The organism is Bacillus sp. AFS029637 (assembly GCF_002584985.1).
Taxonomy (GTDB): domain Bacteria; phylum Bacillota; class Bacilli; order Bacillales; family Bacillaceae_G; genus Bacillus_A.
In genome coordinates this window covers 47,901-70,166 of sequence record NZ_NUPZ01000009.1, presented here as the reverse complement: position 1 = coordinate 70,166, position 22,266 = coordinate 47,901, and the positions used below count along the sequence as shown (strand labels likewise).

Here is a 22,266-nt window from a genome sequence, read left to right as displayed (position 1 = left end):
CCTTTTTTCAGTATCTATTCACTCAATACTCAGAAGTTATGATCGGTGTGCCAACCACAATTGTATCTTTGTTGTTTGTAGAACGTATTGCTATTTGCACATTTATTTTCTCTCTATTTGTTGAAAGAGCGTCATCCCACTTTTTATTGTATGCGGAGACTGATACAAATGCTCTTTCTTCTATCTGTTCGATCGCTCTTGCTGAAAAATCTTTCAAAACCTCATTGGTTTTATTTTGCAAAACACCTTCAATCTTATCATTCAGTACACCTTGAACACAAGTGTAAATTATAGGTTTTTCACTAAAAATTTTATTCGTATTCCGAACGTACTTCGGGTCCCATTTCGCCCCACTTACTTCAAAAATAATGAAAGTGTTTTCTTTAGTATTTTCCTTACTCCAAGTTACTACTACTCGTTCTTCATATGAAGCAAACTTTTTATAGGATGTAGCTTTATATCCGTCTGGAGATTGCTCTAATTCCCATTTTTGAATATCGGCTTTGTCCTTCACATCGTTTAACAGTTTTTGAAACGTATGTATATTAGAAATTGTTTTCGTTTCTCGCGCCAACCATGACCATTTCTCTACTTTAGCATCATTTTTCTCTAATGCCGCGATCATGCTCTCCATTTTCTGTTCATCGCTTATTGGTTTCATCTCTCTATATCCAACCAAAAATAAAACGACACTCAAGGCAACAATAAGAATGGCTTTAAGCTTCAATTTCATCCCCTCCTATCCCCATTGTTAACGGAGATATAAGGTTCTATACACTTACTTTACTAAATACGTTAAACTCTTCGAATAGCCTAAATAATCAAGGAAAAAGTTACTTACAGATGTCCCAATTGCAATTGTAACTAAGATGAGTAACACTCTCGTCTGCATCACTTTTCCAGGCTTCATTAAACGCTCAATGTGAATGCCTTGCAATGCCCACCACGTAATGGTGATAAACAATAAATGCGAAATAATGGCAATCAGTGCTTGTTGCCCTAAAAGTTGTGCCAAAAAATCGACCCCTTTTTACTTGGCTACTACTTATAAAAATAGAAAAACGATACCATAATAAGTAGGAGCCACACTTTTTCAAATGCAAATAAGCATCTTACATTTTACATCGTAATTTTCTCTCAAAGAACGTATACCTATATGCATTTTCATTTGTGATTCACACAAAATAAAAAGCGTAGAGTACCGACTCCACACCTTTTATTTTTACTATTGTACCACGTTCCCTAGGAAGAAGAAATCTTTCATTAATGGAAAATATTCATAAAAGAAATTGTATCCAATCATCGGCATAATCCCTAGTATTACAATTGAAATTGCACAAAGACTCATAACAACCTTTATATTTAGTGGTAACCGAATCTTCTCTTCTGTCTCCCCCGTGCGGAAAAACATTTGTTGCAAAATCCGGAAATAATATACGAATGAAACGACTGTTGTTCCCATCATAATAGAAGCTAGTACGTAATGAGCCGGTTCTACATGAAGTGCACCTAAAAAGATGTTAATTTTCCCGATGAAACCAGCCGTTCCTGGTATCCCGGCTAACGATAAAATAAAAATCGTCATCACTATCGCTGTAAATGGCGACCTTTTATATAATCCGGTGAAAATGGTTATGTTTTCTTTGTCACTTTGTAAGATTAATCCATGGATAATCGCAAATGCTCCTATGTTCATAAGCATATACGCCAGCATGTAAAACCACATACTATCCATCGTGAACGGTGATAACGCCACAAGTGGAACGAGTAAATACCCTGCATGCGCGATTCCTGAGTAGGCAAATAAACGTTTTACACTGTATTGCTTTAATGCGACTACATTCCCAACAATCATCGTAATACTTGCTAATACCGCAATGTATATGCTCATATGCCCGTACAAAGACTCCGCATCTCCTTGTATCGAAACATTTGCAAACACCATAAGGAACAGGCGAATAATAAGGAGAAACCCAGCAATTTTAGAAATCGTTCCGAGGAAAGCCGTAACAGGTGTAGCAGCCCCTTCATATACATCAGGTGCCCACATATGAAATGGCACTGTTGCAATTTTGAATGAGAGCCCGACAAGCAATAGTAGAAATGCGAGAGCCAGCAATAACTGAATGCCGCTAGTTAGTTCCCCGGCGAATGCTTTTTGCATATCCAACATGTTAGTCGACCCTGTAATACCGTATAAATAACTCATTCCAAAGAGCGTAATTGCTGTTCCAATCCCTCCGTTAATGACATATTTCATTGCCGCTTCATTTGATGCACGGTTCTTTTTTCGTATTCCTACTAAAATGTATGAAGAAAGTGATAGTAGCTCTAGACCGACGAACAGTGTAATGAAATCAACACTGGAAGCCATAAACATCGCCCCAAGAAGCGCCATTAAAAATAAGTAATAATATTCTCCCTTATCCTCAATTGGATTCTTCTTGTCATCACTCATTGCCGTGCATAAGATAAGGGCCGCCCCGCCTAATAGCAACGTTTTAAATCCTTTTGAAAATCCGTCTAACACAAACGATCCATTTAAAATATCTCCTGCCGGTTCACCGTATAACGTAATTAATGACACGATTGCTACTAGGACAGCTGCGATTGCACTAAGCGCTACATACCTATGGTTCAGCTTAAAAAACAAATCACATATGGAAAGAAGGATGGCAGCTCCGAGAATAATGAATTCTGGCACCATGAGATGCCATGACAAGCTAAGTAACGTATTCATATCCATCCTACTTCACCCCCAATGTTTTCAATGTATCTTGAAGCGGATCCCCAAGTATTTCTGGCATGACTCCAATTGCAATAATGCAGAAGATAAGTAGTAAGACGGGGACATACTCCCATCCGTGTATATCAGCTTTCGCTTCCCACTCTTTCTTACCAAATGTTACTTGAAGTGTCGCTCTCAATACGTATACAGCGGTTAAAATGATGCCGAGTACGCCGACTGCCGCAATAACTGGCTCCCCTTGGAACAAACCGAGAAAGGCAAGAAACTCGCTAACAAATCCAGACATTCCTGGCAGTCCAAGCGATGCCATTCCTCCTGCTAAGAAGAAGCCACTAAGTACTGGGACACTTTTTGCAAGTCCACCAAGCGCTGTAATATGTGACGTTCCAAAACGTTGTTCTATAACACCAAGTAAGAAGAACAACAAGGCCGCGATTAAACCGTGCGATACAACTTGGAATAGCGCCCCTTGTGTACCAGGTGCATTAAGTGCCGCAAGCCCCATTAAAACAATTCCCATATGCGAAATACTAGAGTAAGCAAGTACCTTCCTAAAATCCGTTTGGATGAGTGCTAAGAAAGCACCGTACAATAAATTAATGACTCCTAAAATCGCAATGAGCGTCGCAAACTCGCGAAAGTATTCCGGGAATAATCCCTTCCCGAAACGAATCATACCGTATGCGCCAATCTTTAACAAAACACCCGCATGAAGCATAACTACTGCAGGGTGTGCTTCAATATGCACGTTAACCATCCAGCGATGCAACGGGAACACGGGTAGTTTAATTGCAAAGGCAACCATTATGGCGATAAATATACCAAGTTGTAAGCTACTCGGGATGATCTGCCCTTCCCCAGCACTTCCGCTCGTTAATATCTCTTTCAGCTCCACAATATTTGTCGTACCTGTTTTCGCAAACAAAATCGAGAAAACGATGAGTAAAATGGCCGATCCAACACCGTTATATATTAAATAACTATATGCGGCTTTCTCACTCGACAATTTCCCCCACTTCCCAATTAGTAAGAACATTGGCGGCAACGTAATTTCAAAGAAGATAAAGAACAACATTAAATTCTGAGCAGCGAAGACACCGAGCATTCCTATTTCTAACATGAGTAATAACATATAAAATGCTTTCAAATTTCTTGTAATAGAAAAGGCTGCAATTGCGGCAAGCATCGCTAGAAGGGTCGTCAGCACCATCATGACAAGTGATAACCCGTCAATACCGAGCTCGTAATAAATGGAAAACCACCTTTTATCCACCGCCGTAAAATCCCCAAATTTAATCCATTCCACTTTTTCATCAAATAGCGATAAACTCTTTCCAGAAGCATATGTACAAGCGAGGACGATAGCGATTCCAAATGGAAGCGCCGTTCCGAATAACCCAAGCGCTCGCACTGTACGCGATTCTTTTTTCGGTGTTAATACAAGTAAGAGAATTCCTAACAGCGGGGAAAAAATGAAGAACGTTAACAACAAATCATTCATCGTAAATCCCCTCCCGTATAGAGCAAAATAATGACGAGTAATGCGAGTGAAACTGCTGTTACAGTGCCATATACTTGTACATTCCCGTTTTGAAGTTTCGATCCTATGCTGCTCGCACCTTTAACCAAACTTCCAATTAAAACTGCGATTCCTTCTACAACATATACTTCAAACAAGCGAAGAACATGAGCGATTCCCTTCGTAATGGGAAGCACCGTAACATTGTATAGTTCATCCACATAATATTTTTCTTTCAGGAGATTATGAAGGAAAGATCCTTCTCCTCCAGCCCAATTTCTTGAGATAGTTTTCTTTCCGTATATGAAATACGCAAGGGCGATTCCCGCAAATGAAACGAGCGTTGCAACAACCATAATCCAAACCGGTCCATGTACTTCTTCCACCTTGAACGCTACATCTTTCGTAAGCCAATCTCCAAGAAACGTCCCAAACCATGGTGTATTTATATATCCCGCTACTATCGCGAGAACGCCGAGAACAATCATCGGATACGTCATAACGCGGGGCGATTCGTGCACATCTTCCTTCGTCTTCGCTTCTCCAGTAAAGACAAGGAAGTATAGACGGAACATGTAAAACGCCGTTAGAAATGCTGCAAGTACTGCTAATATGAATAAAAAGTAGTTGCCATTCATCCACGTCGCCGCTAAAATTTCATCTTTACTAAAGAAACCAGAAAGGAGAGGAACACCGCTAATTGCAAGTGTACCGATTAAAAATAGCGCTGCAGTTACTTTCATCTTCTTCTGTAAACCGCCCATTTTATTAATGTTTTGCGTGTGCACGGCATGAATTACGCTTCCTGCTGCTAAAAACAATAATGCTTTAAAAAAGGCATGTGTCGTTAAATGAAAGATACCAGCTACATAACCTGCTGAACCTAGTGCAAGCATCATATATCCAAGCTGGCTAACTGTAGAATAAGCAAGTACTCTCTTTATATCCGTTTGTACAAGGCCGATAGAGGCCGCAAAGATTGCAGTGAAAGCCCCAACGATTGCCACTGTTTGCATCGCTACCGCACTTGCCGAAAATAGCGGGAACATCGTCGCCACTAAATATACGCCGGCTGCAACCATCGTCGCCGCGTGAATAAGCGCTGAAACAGGCGTCGGTCCTTCCATTGCATCAGGTAGCCACGTATGAAGCGGAAACTGACCCGATTTCCCCATCGCACCGACAAAAATTAATATCGCCGTTATTGTAATCATAGAAGGAGAGAGATCTCCCGTATGAATCGCTTTAAAAATTTCATCATATTCAAAACTACCTGCGTGCCAAAAAATTAAAATCATCCCAATAAATAAACCAACATCCCCGATACGTGTCATAATAAAAGCTTTTTTCGCAGCAGCCTTCGCTTCTTCTTTAAAGAAATAAAAGCCGATGAGTAAAAATGAACCGAGGCCTACTAACTCCCAAAATACGTAAAGTTGCAATAAATTCGTCGATATAACGAGCCCTAGCATTGCAAATGTGAAGAGCCCTAAATACGCATAAAAGGTTGGTAACCTTTCATCACCTTTCATATAACCTTTCGAATACACATGTACAAGCAAACTTACAAGTGTAACGATAAACAACATTAAAGCTCCTAATGCCGTCACCTCAAAGCCAAATGATATATCTATATCTCCAGCGCTAAGCCATACCCACTTATGCTTCACTGGTACTATCGAAAACCTTTCTATTAATACAAGTACCGCAAATATAAAGGAGAGAAAGATGAAGAAAATACTAAGTACGCTGCTTCCTTCTCTAATTTTCTTCCCGAACGTAATAAGTAACAAAAACGAAACAAGCGGGAAAAGCGGTATGAGCCATGCATAATCGATCATTGTTTCCTTCCCCCTTTTCGGTCACAATGCTATCCTTTGAGCGTATCCATTTCATCTACATGAACTGTTGTGCGATTACGGTACAAAGCAATTAAGATAGCGAGTCCTACCGCCGCCTCCGCTGCTGCTACAGCCATCGTAAACAGCGAGAAAATTTGCCCTGTTAAATTTGGAAACATACCTAATTTACTAAACGCCACTAAGTTTAAATTGGCCGCATTAAGCATTAATTCAATACAAACTAATACGATTACCGTATTTCGCTTCGTTAAAGCTCCAAATAGACCGATGCAAAACAAAATAATCGCAAGCGTTAAATACGCAGAAGCTGGAACGCTACTCATTGGAATCCTCCTCTTTCTCATCCTTCTTCGCAAGTATAATCGCGCCAACAAGTGCTACAAGTAAAATAACTGAAGTTAATTCAAACGGAATAATATATTTTGAATAGAGAAGTGTACCGATTTGAAGTGTGTTTTTTTCATGAAGAGGTAAACTTCCTTGTGTGCTTTCATTTGCAAAATCAATATTATTAACAGCGAAATACATAACCGCCCCAAATGCTACAACCGCAAAGAAGATAATCCATTTTCGAAGAGTAAGACGCGATTCATTTTCCGCATTATGTTTCGTTAACATAATGCCAAAAATCATAATAATTGTGATCGCACCCGAGTAAAGTAAAATTTGTGCAACACCGATAAATTCGGCTGATAAAAGAAAGTACAAACCTGCAATGCTGAGAAATGTAAGAACGAGAGCTAGCATCATATGCATGACTTTCGTTAAATTCAGCATAAGAACGCCGCCGATAATTGCAGACAAGGATAGTATAAAGAATGCTACAAACTCGCCATTCATGCTTTATTCTCCTTCCTGACGTTTTCGTCGTTTTCGTCAAGCCACTGCAAATTTTTAAATAAATCATCACGTGTATACTCCGCGAGCTCAAAGTTATTTGTCATGACAATTGCCTCTGTCGGACAAACTTCTGTACACAAATCGCAAAGAATACAAATTTCAAAATTAATATCGTACGTATCGATAATTTTTCTTTTTTTCGTAGGATCCGGATGTTTTTTCCCTGTTAACTGAATGCAATCTGTCGGACAAATATTGGAGCACTGATTACAAACAATACATTTTTCCGGATAAAATTTTTGAATCCCCCGAAAACGGTCTGGCAATGGCAACGGCTGATTCGGATAATCGTACGTCACCTTCTTCTTAGTCAAATTACTTAATGTATATTTTAATCCTTTAAATAGCCCTTTCATCTCTTGCTGGCACCCCCCTCATAGATTAGAAGAATAACTCCTTAATCAATGCCGTTAAGAAAATATTTGCAAGTGCAATTGGTAATAATACTTTCCAACCAAACTCCATTAACTGATCGCCCCTTATACGCGGAAACGTGACGCGGAACCAAATTAATAGGAAGACTACACTGCTAAATTTCAAAGCGAACCATACAGCTCCCGGGATAAATCCAAGGAACATAACTGGATTCCATCCGCCTAAAAAGAGCACTGTAATTAAAGATGCCATTCCGAAGAAATATACATACTCTGAAAGCATGAAAAACGCCCAGCGAAACCCTGAGTATTCCGTATGATATCCAGAAACAAGTTCCGACTCCGCTTCTGGTAAATCAAACGGTGTCCTATTTAACTCTGCAACTGCTGCGATTAAGAAAATGACGAAACCGATTGGCTGCACGAAAATGAACCAAACATTCTCCTGCGCCGCTACAATCTCATTCAAATTCAAACTACCAGCTAATAAAACGACTCCAATTACACTCATTACGAGCGGAATTTCATAAGAAATCATTTGCGCCGCCGCACGCATCCCTCCTAAAAGGGAATATTTATTATTCGATGCCCATCCCCCAGTCACAACACCAATCGTCGTAATCCCAGAAACAGCAATATAATAAAGCAGGCCTACTCCAATATCTGCAAACTGAAATTTATCAGTAAACGGGATAACCGCAAGCACCATAAATGCTGGTGCGAATGCAATGACAGGCGCTAATATAAATAACGGTTTATCTGCTGCTTTCGGAATACTATCTTCTTTCAATAATAGTTTCAAAACATCAGCTACCGTTTGCAGTAGACCGAACCGACCCCCAACTTGGTTTGGTCCAATCCGTCCTTGCATAAATCCCATCACTTTCCGTTCTGCCAAAATGCCATATGTAACGAAGCCAAGAACTGCAAATAGTAGCAGCACCGCTAATCCGAAAAAAATAAAAAAGTTCGTCCAGCTTGAAGGTGATTGTAAGAGCGACTCAATCATTAGCCATCAACCTCCCCAAGTACAATATCAACTCCACCTAAAATCGTAATTAAATTGGCGATATTTTCACCTTTCAATAACTTCGGTAAAATTTGCAAATTATAAAAAGAAGGTCTGCGGAATTTCAGACGATACGGCTCTTTCTTTCCATCACTAGCAATATAGCAACCAATCTCTCCGCGCGGCGACTCTATACGGACGAACGCCTCCCCTTTAGGAGCCTTAATAATTTTAGGTACTTTAGCAAGTACCGCTCCATCTTTCGGGAACTGCTGGACTGCTTGCTCAACAATTTTTAACGACTCCTCAATTTCTTCCATTCGGCAAACGTAGCGATCCCAAGCATCTCCCACGCTCCCAACAGGAATATCAAAGTCAAAACGATCATAAATCGAATACGGCTCATCTTTGCGAAGATCCCAGTTTACTCCAGTGCATCGCAAGTTCGCTCCGCTTAAAGAATACGAAATCGCTTCTTCCGCGCTATATATACCAACGCCCTTCACACGATTCAAGAAAATTTCATTACCGCTAACGAGGTCGTGATAACCTGCCAATTGCTCTCTCATATACGGAACAAACTCTTCTACCTTTTCAATCCAACCATCCGGTGCATCCCACTTCACACCTCCGACCCTCATATAGTTAAAAGTAAGCCGTGCACCGCATAATTCATTTAATAAATTGATAATCATCTCTCGTTCGCGAAACGCGTACAAAAACGGACTAACCGCTCCTATATCAAGAAGATTTGTCCCCCACCAAACGAGATGACTTGCAATTCGTCCAAGCTCCATCGCAAGTACTCGCAAATATTCGGCACGCTCTGGGATTTCAAGCCCCATCATCGTCTCTACAGCATGGCAAATGACGTAATTATTCGTCATGGCCGATAAATAATCCATTCGATCTGTATAAGGAATAATTTGCGTATACTGCAAACTCTCAGCGATCTTTTCAGTCCCGCGATGCAAATACCCAATAACCGGTGTAGCTTCTTTAATAATTTCCCCGTCAATCTTAATAACAAGCCTGAATACACCATGTGTACTCGGATGCTGAGGCCCTACATTCAACAGCATTTCTTCCGTACGGATCATAAGCTACACCTCCACATCATACGGTTCATAATCTTTCCGAAGCGGATACCCTACCCAATCATCGGGCATTAATATACGTGATAAATTCGGATGCCCTTTAAATACAATACCAAGCAAATCATACGCTTCACGCTCCGGCCAGTCCGCCCCTTTCCAAAGCGCTGTCACCGATTCTACTTGCGGCGCCTCCCGGTCCAGCTTTACTTTCACCGCTACTGACTGTTTCTTTCCATATGAAAATAAATGAACATACACTTCCATATGTGTCACAAAATCCGTCGCATGCAGCTCTGACATATAATCAAAAGCAAGTCCCTCATGGAATCGCAATAACTCCATTACTTCATAATATTTCGCGCAATCCACCACAAGAGTTGGCACATCTTTTGAAAGTTTATTAATATAGGAATCTACTAATGCAGCCGCTCCTACTTTCTCCCTAATAACCTCAACATACTGATTCAAATACGGCTGATTCACAGACGGCTCTTCCTGCTTCAGCTCGTCTTCCTTCTTATCTTCCGTTCCCTTTGTCTTCGCTCTTGCCGCTGCGGCCGCTTTCGCCTTCGCTGCTGCAATCGCCTTTGCCTTTTCATCTCCTGAATCTCCATCACCTTGTGAGGCTTTTGCCTTCGCTAGCGCCGCCGCTTTCGCTTTTGCGGCTGCCACAGCCTTCGCCTTTGCTTTGGCCTTTTCCTCTTCCGTTACTTCTTCACTTCCTTCTCTCTTTTGCTTCGCTAGTGCAGCCGCTTTTGCTTTTGCTGCCGCTGCTGCCTTCGCCTTCGCTTTGGCCTTTTCCTCTTCCGTTACTTCTTCTGTTCCTTCTCTCTTTTGCTTCGCTAGTGCAGCCGCTTTTGCTTTCGCTGCCGCTGCTGCCTTCGCCTTCGCTTTGGCCTTTTCCTCTTCCGTTACTTCTTCGCTTCCTTCTCTCTTTTGCTTCGCTAGTGCAGCTGCTTTTGCTTTCGCTGCCGCTGCTGCCTTCGCCTTCGCTTTAGCCTTTTCTTCTTCCGTTACTTCTTCGCTTCCTTCTCTCTTTTGCTTCGCTAGTGCAGCCGCCTTTGCTTTTGCTGCCGCTTTGGCCTTTTCCTCTTCCGTTACTTCTTCGCTTCCTTCTCGCTTTTGCTTCGCTAGTGCAGCCGCTTTTGCTTTTGCTGCTGCTGCGGCACGACGTTTTGCTTCTTCTACAGTCAATTCGTCATTTTTTGGTAGCGCTTTCTCTTTTTCCTGATTTTCTTCCTCAAGTTTACTTATTTCTGTCTCATGTTTCGCAGCAAGACGTTTTCTCGCTTCTTCCTTCGCCCGCCTAGCCGCTTCTTTTTTCAAATCCTCTAAATCTTTATTTGGATCACTCATTTATTCGTCACCTGCTTCCCCGTCTTTGCCTCGTAACGAATTTTCTCTTTTAACTTATTAATTCCATAAATTAAAGCTGCAGGATTGGGTGGGCATCCAGGAATATACACATCAACGGGGACAATTTGATCTACCCCTTTCACAACAGCGTACGAATTTACATACGGGCCACCAGCTGTCGCACAAGACCCCATCGCAATAACCCATTTCGGTTCAGGCATTTGATCGTATAAACGCCGAACAATAGGAGCCATCTTCTTCGTTACCGTTCCCGACACAATCATGACATCCGATTGCCTTGGTGAAGTCCGAAAAAATGACCCAAATCGATCTAAATCATAATGTGATGAACCTACTCCCATCATTTCAATGGCACAGCATGCCAGTCCAAACGTCATCGGCCATAAAGAATTGCTCCGTGCCCATCCTTTCAACTGTTCCAATGTAGAAAAAAAGATATTTTGTTCTAATTCCGCTCGTTCATTTGGATGTAATTCCTCAAAATTTATAACCATTGTAACACCTTCTTTTTCCAAGCATACGCTAATCCAACTAGCAACATTACAACAAAGATGAGCATTTCAATTAATGCAAATAAACCTAGCTTGTCATATGCGACAGCCCATGGATATAAAAATAAAGTTTCTACATCAAAGATGACAAACAATAGGGCAAAAATATAATAACGAGCATGAAACCGAATATTTGCATCATGAAAAGGCTCAATTCCACTCTCATACGTCGTCGCTTTCGCTGCACTCGGCTTATTTGGGCGCAACATTCTTCCTAATGTAAGAGCCACTACCGGCAGCAATATGCCTACTAGCAAGAAAATCAAAACGATCATATAACTATTTTCATATACACTCGCCATTGTGAAACCCTCCCCCCTAAATTAAGAACAAGTTCACATAGTAAACAATATGTCCTAGTTGCAGTAATTATTATTTTTAAATTTTTCTAAATAATGCAACTATTTTAATTATTATAACAAACTTCAAATTCCGATGTCGATACGTTGGGGACAGAAACAAAAATTATTAAAATCTATTTTTATAACCCGCTATATCTGTGCAAAATAAACATAGAAATTATATATATGTCTTTTAGTAATCGTAAAAAATAAAATGAAAAGTTTATATGTATATAACGTAGGTGATATAAATGAAAAAACAAACACATGTAAGTATTCTTATAAGCATTTTATTGTTATGTATCTTGATTCATTACGCAGTAATGCCCTTTCTATATGAATACTCATTTCCTTTTCAAATATTAATCGGCATGAATACCTTATTAATTGATATTATCGCTTGTAGCTATATACTCTATTTTTCAAATATGAAAAAAGGATTACCTCGTTTATTTTGGATGATATTATCAGTTGGAGCTCTTTCTTATTTCATCGGTGATATAGTCGTTGCCTATCAACGTTTAATTTTAAAGGACTTCTATACATTCGTTGATCCGTCTGATTTTTTTTACTTACTTTTTTTAACTAGCTTTGCGCTTGCCTTTCTATACGAAATCATTTACAACCGAGATTTATTAGAAAAGCTTTTTATGCTATGTGATATTTGCATTATCGTTACAGCCCAATTTACTTTAAGTTACTACTTACTCATTGAACGAACCATTCACATTTTTACAACATCCTATATCGATATATTCGTTCAACTTACCTATCCAATGGTTGATTTACTCTTTCTTTTAATAGGAATCAATCTTTTATTTAGACCATTATCCTTATTACCAAAACGGGTTGGTGCACTTCTTGGCAGTGCTTTAATTTTATATGCTACTACCGATGCTATTTATGCTTATATAAAATATTTCACACCAGAGTATTCTATGTTTATAGTTACTCCACTCTATCAAGTGATCTTAGTGCTAGTAGCAATCTCCTGTATTCTTCATACAAAAGAGCCTGAAGAACAAGAACAAGTATTACTAACACCTAGAATTGGTGAATCCATCCGATTATCATTACCTTATGTTTCAGTGGTAATGCTTATTGTTTTTATATTGGTCGAAAATGTTTTTGCACCTATTGTAGTAATCGGGCTTATGATTACTTTCTCTTTCGTTCTCATACGCCATAGTTTAGTTCGAAAACAAAATAAAATATTATTACTATATCAAATGCAATTTAACTTAGAACTCGAGAAACAAATTGAACTACGCACAGAAGATTTAGTGAAACAAAAAAACGAGTTATACCATAACCAACAAATGTTTAAATCTTTATACGAGCATCATCCAGATCCAATCTTCACACTAGATTTGTACGGTAATTTTCTCAAAGTGAATAACGCTGGTACTACGTTACTCGGTTATCAAACGAATGAATTATTAAATCAGCCCTATTACTCACTCATATACGAGGGAGATTTAGAAAAAATTATTAATGCTTTTCATCATGTGAAAAATGGAAGTTCTATTTCTTTAGAAATACGGGCATATCACAAAAACAGAGATATTTACTACTTGCATGTTACAGCTGTTCCCATCTTTTTAAAGGAGCACATTTCTGGAGTCTATTTAATGATTAAAGATATTACGGAAAGCAAACAGCAACAAGAACAAATTAATTTCCTGGCATATCATGATACGTTAACGGAGCTGGCAAATCGCCGTTCCTTTCATCAATATTTAGAAGAAGCGATTGCACAAGCAAAAATAACGAAAAGACCTTTTGCTGTTATGTTTCTCGACCTAGACCGCTTTAAAGTAATTAATGATACCCTCGGCCACCGGGTAGGAGATCTCCTTTTAATTGCAGTAGCAAGAAGGCTCGAACAAGTATCAACACCAAATATGAAACTTGCTCGACTAGCCGGGGATGAATTCACAATCCTCATCGAAAATTATAAAAAAAAGCCAGATGTACAAAAAATAGCTGATATGATTGTAGCTGCCATGAACAAACCATTTGAAATCGAAAATCAACATTTACAAATTTCACCGAGTATCGGAATTGCGATATATCCTGAAGCAGGTGAAGATCCTTTGTCTATTTTGCAGCATGCTGATATGGCCATGTACGAAGCAAAAAACAGAGGGAAAAATAGGAGCTCTCTTTACACGAAAGAACTGTATAAAAAAATAGAACGAAAAGCTCGAATCGAAAAAGATTTGCCACTCGCTTTAGTAAATAAAGAGTTCTATCTCGTGTATCAACCACAAATTGATATTACAACAAAAAAAATTATTGGTGCTGAAGCATTAATACGTTGGAAACACCCACTACTAGGCGACATTCCGCCACATGAGTTCATTCCTATTGTAGAAGAGACTCCTCAAGTCATCCCGCTTGGACACTGGGTGCTAAAAGAGTCCTGTTACCAATTAAAAATATGGCACATGCTTGGTTACACAGATTTAAAAATGAGTGTGAATTTATCAGCAAAAGAGTTTCAGCAAAATCAGTTAATCGAAAATATTTCCCAAATACTACAAGAAGTCAATGTTCATCCTAAATCTGTAACACTCGAGCTAACCGAGAGAATTGCGATGATCAATGAACAGGAAACATTATTGAGACTCAAACAATTAAAAGAATATGGTATTCACACATCTATTGACGACTTCGGTACCGGTTACTCTTCTCTTGCATATTTGTCAATTTTCCCTATCGATACATTAAAAATACCGAGGGAATTCACACAACTAGCCGATCATCGACCTGAAGAAAGAGCCATCGTTTCAACCATTCTTTCTCTTGCAAATACTTTAAATCTTTCAGTCGTTGCCGAAGGAATTGAAACAGAAAAACAGCTGAAATTTTTACAAAAAAACAACTGTAAATATATGCAAGGTTACTATTTCAGTAAACCTCTAACAAGTAAACAATTTATAAGATTTCTACAAAAAACACCCAGTATGAACAAATAGTTCACACTGGGTGTTTTTATCCCGCTATTTACGGGCAGTAAATAGCGGGGGGATGGCTCTAGACTGATTACAATTTCACTTTATATTGTTGGAATTTTTTTCTCATAATATTCTTCTGCAATCTCTTCGTAAAAAGCTGCAGCTGTTGTATAGAAATATGGAATTAACCATAGGAATCCAATCCCGAGTGTAATACAACTTAATATGAACCAACCAATAAAGCTTAAACATAAAAGGAAATACTCCATTTTATGCCCATCCATCATACGACGGCTTTCTGTAATAGCTTGGTTCAATGAATACTCAGGATGATCGTTTATAATAAAATATGTCATCGCATAAGAAAACGATTTAATAATGCCTGGAATAATGAGAAGTAACGTCCATAAAAAAAGATAAAGATTCACTAATAAATATACTAAAAATGATTTTAGAAATCTTTTCCCAGCCGTAAACCAAATAAATATATTACCGATGCTAGCTTGTTTTTCACGAATGATATTTAAAGCAAGATAATATCCACCTAAAGTTAATGGTCCAGTAACAAAAAATGTAAGAAAATTCACTGAAAGTGAACCCCCTATTTCTTGTCGATCTAAAACAGCAGAAACTCCCCAATCAACACTAAAACTAAAAGCCGTAATAAGAATGGAAATGAGTAGTGTTGCCCCAACTGCTAAGCCCCATTTTCCTTCAAGCGAGTCTAGCGCTTCTCCTTTTAAATCACTAATCATAACTTTCCTCCTATACGTAATAATTCTATTAGTATAGCATGTTCCTACTGCAATTCACCTTTTGAAATGTAGCGATAAAAATGTGCTGTCGTTGTATTCATATACGGACTAACCCAAAGGAAGCCTATTCCGAGTGTAAGAAGTGCTAAAATAGCCCACCCTATAAAACTAAGCCATAAAAGAAACAAATCTAACTTATGTCCCTTCATAAGATGCTTACTTTCTTTCATTGCCTGTGAAACACTATATTCTGGATTTTCAATCATCACATAGTACGTCATCGTATAAGAAAAATACATCACAATTATACCAACAATTGAAATAGCTAATAGTACGAAGAAAGCAATTGTAAACGACGTATTCCCTTCTTCACCTAAGAATATGAATAAACCTGTTAACAATATCGGAATCCATGTACCTGTATATAATAAAATCGCAAGCATTGCCCACATTGTTTTCATCATTCTCTTAAAGCCACGAAATCCTTCGAATAAGTGATCTATTTTAGCACCTTCTCGTTTACTAACCTGTAGAAACACATTCGTATAACCATATGACGTAATACCATAAGATGCATTACTCAAAATGATCATTATGCAATACAAAATTCCAAATGTAATACCTGCTCCAATTGACATTGTTTCCTCTTCAATTGAACCTGTTAAACCAGCAAATAAGAAAAATATAATAACTCCCGGAATAAAAAGTATAAACATTGCAGCCATTGCAACAACATAGCTTAAAATAAAATATAAAATTGTTGCTCCAACACCTAGTCCCCATTTTCCCTTTAAAGAGTGCAATGCTTCTCGTTTCATTTCACCAATCATGTGTTCATCCCCTTTATAAATTGTTGTACATTCTCTACTTATACGAGCATCAATACAATTATACCATTTTTGTAAAATTATCCATAAACTACAATAAAAAAATCCGTAAAGGCAAAGCCTTTACGGATTTTTTATTTCATATCGGAAACGTTTAAACGGTTCACAGCACGTTGTAATGCCATTTCTGCACGTCTAAAGTCAACGTGAGCTTGTTTATCTTGCATACGTTGCTCAGCGCGACGCTTCGCTTCATTTGCACGATGGATATCGATATGGTTTGCTTCTTCAGCAGATGATGATAATACAGTTACTTTATCTGGACGAACTTCGATAAAGCCACCGCTTACTGCTACATAATCAGTGTGTCCACCATTTTTCAGACGAACTGCACTAATTTTTAATGGTGCAACAGTTGGAATGTGACCTGGTAAGATCCCCATTTCCCCACTCTCTGCTTTTACACTTACCATTTCTACTTCTTTTTCGTAAACCGGTCCATCAGGAGTTACAATACTGACTGGAAATGTCTTCATACTTCGTCCCTCCTAAGGCCTTACGCCATCATTTTCTTCGCGTTCTCAATAACTTCTTCAATGCCACCAACTAAGCGGAATGCATCTTCTGGAAGGTCATCATATTTTCCTTCTAGAATTTCTTTGAAGCCACTAACTGTATTTTTTACAGGTACGTAAGAACCTTTTTGACCTGTAAACTGTTCAGCTACGTGGAAGTTTTGAGATAAGAAGAATTGAATACGACGAGCACGATGTACAACTAACTTATCTTCTTCAGATAACTCATCCATACCTAAGATAGCGATGATATCTTGAAGCTCTTTGTAACGTTGTAAAGTTTGTTGCACTTGACGTGCTACTTCATAATGCTCTTCTCCTACGATTTCCGGAGAAAGCGCACGAGATGTAGATGCTAATGGATCTACCGCTGGGTAAATACCCATTTGTGTTAAACGACGCTCTAAGTTTGTTGTTGCATCTAAGTGAGCGAACGTTGTAGCTGGTGCTGGATCAGTATAGTCATCGGCTGGTACATATACCGCTTGGATAGACGTGATAGACCCTTTATTTGTAGATGTAATACGCTCTTGTAATTGACCCATTTCTGTCGCAAGAGTTGGTTGGTAACCTACCGCAGATGGCATACGACCAAGAAGGGCAGATACTTCAGAACCTGCTTGCGTGAAACGGAAGATGTTATCGATGAACAATAGTACGTCTTGTCCTTGCTCATCACGGAAATGCTCAGCCATTGTTAAACCTGTTAATGCAACACGTTGACGTGCTCCAGGTGGCTCGTTCATTTGTCCGAATACCATCGCAGTTTTCTTGATTACGCCAGAATCGCTCATTTCGTGGTATAAGTCATTACCCTCACGAGTACGCTCACCTACACCAGCGAATACAGAGATACCACCGTGCTCTTGTGCGATGTTGTTAATTAATTCCTGAATTAATACTGTTTTACCTACACCGGCACCACCGAATAGACCGATTTTACCACCCTTAATGTAAGGAGCAAGTAAGTCTACTACTTTAATACCAGTTTCAAGAATTTCTACTTTAGTAGATAGTTCTTCAAATGCAGGTGCTTGACGGTGAATTGGATCACGACGTACATCCGCAGGAACATCACCATCTAAGTCAATTGCATCACCTAATACGTTGAATACACGACCAAGTGTTGCATCACCAACTGGTACAGAGATTGCTTTACCAGTATCTTCTACTTCTGTGCCACGAACAAGTCCATCTGTGGAAGACATCGCAACTGTACGAACTGTATCATCACCTAAATGAAGTGCAACTTCAAATGTTAAGTTAATGCTTGCTCCGTTTTCGTTGCTTTGTTTTACCGTAAGGGCGTTGTAGATTTCTGGTAGCTTTCCGCCATCAAACTTAACGTCTACAACCGGACCCATGATTTGCGTAACGCGCCCTTTATTCATCGGGTTCCCTCCTAGCTTTCTTTTAATTAGCCAACTTTCTAAAAGAAGTCGGCTTTTAATTTTTTTATTAGTTTAGCTTACGCGACTCTTTTGACAGAGCCGCTTCCGCTTTTTATTGAATCTAGCTCCAGCGGTTAGAATGTTCGGTGCTTCGCATTTTCCTACGAGGCACAAATCGCCTCTACGTCAAAAGCTCCATCCCCCTCTCATTCTGAACGAACCGCTTCCGCCTTTTATTACTACTCTAACGCTGCTGCTCCACCAACGATTTCCGTAATTTCTTGCGTAATCGCTGCTTGACGCGCACGGTTGAATGAAAGTGTAAGTGAATCGATAACTTCCATTGCGTTGTCTGTAGCACTCTTCATTGCTGTCATACGCGCTGCGTGCTCACTTGCTTTACCGTCTAGTAATGCACCGTACACTAAGCTTTCTGCGTATTGTGGCAATAATACTTTTAAAATTTCTTCTTCAGAAGGTTCGAATTCATAAGATGTCGTCGGTTTGTCAGACGCCACATCAGTAAGCGGTAAAATTTTATTTTCCGTTACTTCTTGTGAAATTTTACTTACGTAATGGTTGTAGTAAATGTACAGCTCATCATAAGCACCATCTGCAAACATCGCAATTGCTCGAGAAGCAAGATCTTTAATATCAGTAAATGATGGGTGGTCAGATAGTCCAACTACTTCATCAATGATGTTAAAGCCGCGACGTTTTAAATAATCACGTCCTAGTCGTCCAAGCACAATAATAGAATATTGGTTTGAATCCATATTATGACGTTCACGAATTACGTTACTAACTGTACGTAATACGTTACTGTTATAACCACCTGCTAGTCCGCGATCCGATGTAATAACGATGTATCCTGTACGCTTTACAGGACGCGCATTTAGCATTGGATGATTAATCCCTTTGCTTCCTTGCGCAATGCTCGCTACTACTTCTTGAATCTTTTCCATATACGGAACGAAAGATTTAGCATTTTGCTCTGCACGGTTTAACTTAGATGCAGATACCATCTCCATCGCTTTCGTAATTTGACTCGTTTTCTTTGTCGAGGTAATCTTCGCTTTTATATCGCGTAAAGATGCCACAGGTTTTCACCACCTTTTTTCCGGAAGTTGGCACGATTAGTAAGAATCCTCTTCCTAATCTACGTTGCAAGATATTCTTGCTCATGATTGAAGGAAAAGAATAGGTGCACCTACTCTTTTCCTTTACATGACCTTTAGCAATCTCAGAGCCCGAGATGCCTTTTATATATACTATCTAGCTCCAGCGGCTTGAATGTTCGGTGGCTTCACTTCTTCCTACGAGGCAAAGACCGCCTCTTCGTCAGAAGCTCCATCCCCCTCACATTCAGAACGAGCCGCTTCCGCTTTTATTATTCAGAAGCTACGAATACTTTTTTAAATCCGTTAATTGCTGCTGCAAATTTATCGTCATCCGCAAGTTTCTTAGTTGTGCGGATTTCTTCTAATAAGTCAGTCGCATTTGAATCTAACCAAGCATGGAATTCTTCTTCGAAACGAGTGATATCTACTACTGGGATATCATCTAGGAATCCACGTGTTAAAGCGTAAAGAATGATAACTTGTTTCTCTACACGTAACGGTTTGTGTAATCCTTGTTTTAGTACTTCAACAGTACGAGCACCACGGTTTAATTTCGCTTGTGTTGCTTTATCAAGGTCAGAACCGAACTGAGCGAACGCTTCTAACTCACGGTAAGATGCAAGGTCAAGACGAAGTGTACCTGATACTTTACTCATCGCTTTAATCTGAGCAGATCCACCAACACGAGATACTGAAGTACCCGCATCGATCGCTGGACGTACGCCAGAGAAGAATAGGTCAGATTGTAAGAAGATTTGTCCATCCGTAATCGAGATTACGTTTGTTGGGATGTAAGCTGATACGTCCCCTGCTTGTGTTTCGATGAAAGGTAGTGCAGTTAAAGAACCGCCGCCTCTTGCATCACTTAATTTTGCTGCACGCTCTAATAAGCGAGAATGTAAGTAGAATACATCCCCTGGGTAAGCTTCACGACCTGGAGGACGACGTAATAGTAATGACAGCTCACGGTAAGCCGCTGCTTGTTTTGATAAGTCATCATATACTACTAATACGTGTTTACCATTGTACATGAACTCTTCACCCATTGTTACACCAGCATAAGGAGCTAAGTATAATAATGGAGCTGGTTGAGAAGCAGATGCAGTTACAACGATTGTGTACTCTAATGCACCGTGCTTACGTAGTGTTTCTACTACGTTACGTACAGTTGATTCTTTTTGTCCGATAGCTACATAGATACAAATCATATCTTCATCTTTTTGGTTAATGATTGTATCAAGTGCAACTGCTGTTTTACCTGTTTGGCGGTCACCGATGATTAACTCACGTTGACCACGGCCAATTGGTACAAGAGCATCGATCGCTTTAATACCTGTTTGAAGTGGTTCATGAACAGATTTACGATCCATTACACCTGGTGCTGGACTTTCGATTGGACGAGTGTTTGTTGTATTGATTGGGCCTAAACCATCAACTGGTTGACCTAATGGGTTTACAACACGACCGATTAGTTCTTTACCTACTGGTACTTGCATGATGCGACCAGTACGACGAACTTCGTCACCTTCACGGATTTCTGTGTAAGGTCCTAAAATAATAATACCTACGTTGTTTTCTTCTAAGTTTTGTGCTAGTCCCATAACGCCGTTAGAGAACTCTACAAGTTCACCAGCCATAACGTTATCAAGACCATGAGCACGCGCGATACCGTCACCAACTTGGATAACTGTACCAACATCACTAACTTCGATTTCAGACTGATAGTTCTCGATTTGTTGCTTTATCAGTGCGCTAATTTCTTCAGCTCTGATGCTCATGTGCTTCACCCCTATCTATTCTTCATTAATTCACGCTGAATACGTGCTAATTTTCCTTGTAAACTTCCGTCATAAATGCGATTTCCAATACGTACTTTAATTCCGCCTAGTAAATCTTCATCTACAACATTTTTCACGCGAATAGCATCTTTTCCCGTTCTCTTTGCAAATGCTTCTGCAATGTTAAGCTTCTCTTCTTCAGATAGAAGACGAATAGAATATACAGTTGCATCCGCTACGTTACGTTCTTCATTAGCAAGAACAACATATTCATTTGCAATTTCAGGTAAGATTTCAATACGCTTGTTATCAATTAAAATATATAACGTATTTAAAATAGATTCAGAAACAGATCCGAATACGTTTGCAAGAAACGTTTTCTTCTGCTCTTTTGAAATGTTCGGTTGCGTTAAAAAGCTATGTAGTTCTCCGTTTTTCACATAAACGTTTTGTACAAGGCGTAATTCTTCTTCAAACATTTCTAATACGTGTTTTTCTTTTGCAATTTTAAAAAGAGCGACAGCATAACGTTTTGCTACAATCCCATTGCTCATCGCGCTTCTCCTACTTCTTTAATATAATCGCGAATTAACTTCACTTGATCTTCTTCTTTTAATTCTTTTTCAATTACTTTAGAAGCAATTTGAACAGATAAAGAAGCAACTTGTTCTTGTAAAGCAGCAATCGCTTGCTCTTTTTCGCGTTGAATTTCTTGTACAGCAGATGCTTTAATTGATTCTGCTTCTTCTTTCGCAGCAGCAACAATAACATCTTTTTGATCTACAGCTTGTTTTTTCGCTCTTTCGATTAACTCTTGTGCTTCAACACGCGATTGTTTTAACATTTCACGTTGTTCTTCTACTAACTTCTTCGCTTCAGCGTTACTTCTTTCTGCAGCATCGATTTCATTAGTAACATGCTCTTCACGTTCTTTCATAATTCCCATTAAAGGACCCCACGCAAATTTGCGTAGCATTACTAATAGAAGTAAGAAAATGAACAATGTGTAAGCAATCGTTCCAAATGGAATGGAAGCCCCTAATAATAAAGTTGGCACAAGGATTCACTCCCTTCAAAATA

The 22,266-nt window shown here is 39.3% G+C and carries 22 protein-coding genes; 1 reads left to right on the top strand and 21 read right to left on the bottom strand.

The window, feature by feature from the left end:
- Nucleotides 1-22: 22 nt before the first annotated feature.
- From COE49_RS02220 to nuoA, 13 genes are all read right to left on the bottom strand, one after another.
- The gene (locus COE49_RS02220) at nt 23-727 is read right to left on the bottom strand and encodes a YwmB family TATA-box binding protein (RefSeq protein ID WP_406911556.1); all 705 of its coding nucleotides are present in this window, start codon (nt 725-727) and stop codon (nt 23-25) included.
- Nucleotides 728-778: 51 nt separating this feature from the next.
- On the bottom strand, nt 779-1,015 hold the full coding sequence (locus COE49_RS02215; RefSeq protein ID WP_088231993.1) for a DUF1146 family protein: 237 nt from the start codon (nt 1,013-1,015) through the stop codon (nt 779-781).
- Between the two features lie 210 nt (nt 1,016-1,225).
- Entirely contained in the window at nt 1,226-2,740 is a 1,515-nt protein-coding gene (gene nuoN, locus COE49_RS02210) for an NADH-quinone oxidoreductase subunit NuoN (protein WP_346426371.1), read from the bottom strand.
- Between the two features lie 7 nt (nt 2,741-2,747).
- Nucleotides 2,748-4,250: an NADH-quinone oxidoreductase subunit M gene (locus COE49_RS02205; protein WP_098883022.1), complete on the bottom strand. Its 1,503-nt coding sequence runs from the start codon at nt 4,248-4,250 to the stop codon at nt 2,748-2,750.
- Nucleotides 4,247-6,109, bottom strand: a complete 1,863-nt coding sequence (gene nuoL / locus COE49_RS02200) for an NADH-quinone oxidoreductase subunit L (RefSeq protein WP_088231990.1) — start codon at nt 6,107-6,109, stop codon at nt 4,247-4,249. Before nuoL ends, COE49_RS02205 begins: the two co-directional genes overlap by 4 nt.
- A gap of 29 nt (nt 6,110-6,138) precedes the next feature.
- Nucleotides 6,139-6,453 (bottom strand): NADH-quinone oxidoreductase subunit NuoK, encoded by a 315-nt coding sequence (gene nuoK / locus COE49_RS02195; protein WP_088231989.1) that lies wholly within the window; start codon nt 6,451-6,453, stop codon nt 6,139-6,141.
- The gene (locus COE49_RS02190) at nt 6,446-6,970 is read right to left on the bottom strand and encodes an NADH-quinone oxidoreductase subunit J (RefSeq protein ID WP_063222506.1); all 525 of its coding nucleotides are present in this window, start codon (nt 6,968-6,970) and stop codon (nt 6,446-6,448) included. Before COE49_RS02190 ends, nuoK begins: the two co-directional genes overlap by 8 nt.
- The gene (gene nuoI / locus COE49_RS02185; protein WP_098945680.1) at nt 6,967-7,386 is read right to left on the bottom strand and encodes an NADH-quinone oxidoreductase subunit NuoI; all 420 of its coding nucleotides are present in this window, start codon (nt 7,384-7,386) and stop codon (nt 6,967-6,969) included. The genes COE49_RS02190 and nuoI overlap by 4 nt, the downstream gene beginning before the upstream one ends.
- A gap of 25 nt (nt 7,387-7,411) precedes the next feature.
- Nucleotides 7,412-8,413, bottom strand: coding sequence for an NADH-quinone oxidoreductase subunit NuoH (gene nuoH, locus COE49_RS02180; protein WP_088231988.1), 1,002 nt, complete (start codon nt 8,411-8,413; stop codon nt 7,412-7,414).
- A complete protein-coding gene (gene nuoD / locus COE49_RS02175; RefSeq protein ID WP_002123807.1) occupies nt 8,413-9,513 on the bottom strand; it encodes an NADH-quinone oxidoreductase subunit NuoD in 1,101 nt (366 codons plus the stop codon). Before nuoD ends, nuoH begins: the two co-directional genes overlap by 1 nt.
- Nucleotides 9,514-9,516: 3 nt before the next feature.
- Nucleotides 9,517-10,866 (bottom strand): NADH-quinone oxidoreductase subunit C, encoded by a 1,350-nt coding sequence (locus COE49_RS02170; protein ID WP_098945679.1) that lies wholly within the window; start codon nt 10,864-10,866, stop codon nt 9,517-9,519.
- On the bottom strand, nt 10,863-11,381 hold the full coding sequence (gene nuoB, locus COE49_RS02165; RefSeq protein WP_071711210.1) for an NADH-quinone oxidoreductase subunit NuoB: 519 nt from the start codon (nt 11,379-11,381) through the stop codon (nt 10,863-10,865). The genes COE49_RS02170 and nuoB overlap by 4 nt, the downstream gene beginning before the upstream one ends.
- Complete coding sequence (gene nuoA / locus COE49_RS02160; protein ID WP_000179277.1) at nt 11,372-11,740, bottom strand: NADH-quinone oxidoreductase subunit NuoA; 369 nt, start codon at nt 11,738-11,740, stop codon at nt 11,372-11,374. Before nuoA ends, nuoB begins: the two co-directional genes overlap by 10 nt.
- A gap of 290 nt (nt 11,741-12,030) precedes the next feature.
- On the opposite strand from nuoA, the gene COE49_RS02155 reads away from it, so the two are divergent.
- Nucleotides 12,031-14,760, top strand: coding sequence for a putative bifunctional diguanylate cyclase/phosphodiesterase (locus COE49_RS02155; RefSeq protein WP_098945678.1), 2,730 nt, complete (start codon nt 12,031-12,033; stop codon nt 14,758-14,760).
- A gap of 80 nt (nt 14,761-14,840) precedes the next feature.
- Here COE49_RS02155 and COE49_RS02150 read toward each other — a convergent pair whose 3' ends face one another.
- From COE49_RS02150 to atpF, 8 genes are all read right to left on the bottom strand, one after another.
- The gene (locus COE49_RS02150; RefSeq protein WP_088231985.1) at nt 14,841-15,494 is read right to left on the bottom strand and encodes a DUF975 family protein; all 654 of its coding nucleotides are present in this window, start codon (nt 15,492-15,494) and stop codon (nt 14,841-14,843) included.
- A 44-nt stretch (nt 15,495-15,538) separates the two neighbouring features.
- Nucleotides 15,539-16,324 (bottom strand): DUF975 family protein, encoded by a 786-nt coding sequence (locus COE49_RS02145; protein WP_098252368.1) that lies wholly within the window; start codon nt 16,322-16,324, stop codon nt 15,539-15,541.
- 131 nt (nt 16,325-16,455) lie between these two features.
- A complete protein-coding gene (gene atpC, locus COE49_RS02140; RefSeq protein ID WP_000847215.1) occupies nt 16,456-16,857 on the bottom strand; it encodes a F0F1 ATP synthase subunit epsilon in 402 nt (133 codons plus the stop codon).
- 20 nt (nt 16,858-16,877) lie between these two features.
- Entirely contained in the window at nt 16,878-18,287 is a 1,410-nt protein-coding gene (atpD, locus tag COE49_RS02135; RefSeq protein ID WP_001032589.1) for a F0F1 ATP synthase subunit beta, read from the bottom strand.
- Nucleotides 18,288-18,526: 239 nt separating this feature from the next.
- Entirely contained in the window at nt 18,527-19,387 is an 861-nt protein-coding gene (atpG, locus tag COE49_RS02130; protein ID WP_088231983.1) for a F0F1 ATP synthase subunit gamma, read from the bottom strand.
- 290 nt (nt 19,388-19,677) lie between these two features.
- Nucleotides 19,678-21,186, bottom strand: coding sequence for a F0F1 ATP synthase subunit alpha (gene atpA / locus COE49_RS02125; protein ID WP_000027521.1), 1,509 nt, complete (start codon nt 21,184-21,186; stop codon nt 19,678-19,680).
- 11 nt (nt 21,187-21,197) lie between these two features.
- A complete protein-coding gene (gene atpH, locus COE49_RS02120; protein ID WP_088231982.1) occupies nt 21,198-21,740 on the bottom strand; it encodes a F0F1 ATP synthase subunit delta in 543 nt (180 codons plus the stop codon).
- Entirely contained in the window at nt 21,737-22,243 is a 507-nt protein-coding gene (gene atpF / locus COE49_RS02115; RefSeq protein ID WP_001142625.1) for a F0F1 ATP synthase subunit B, read from the bottom strand. The genes atpH and atpF overlap by 4 nt, the downstream gene beginning before the upstream one ends.
- Between the last annotated feature and the right edge of the window lie 23 nt (nt 22,244-22,266).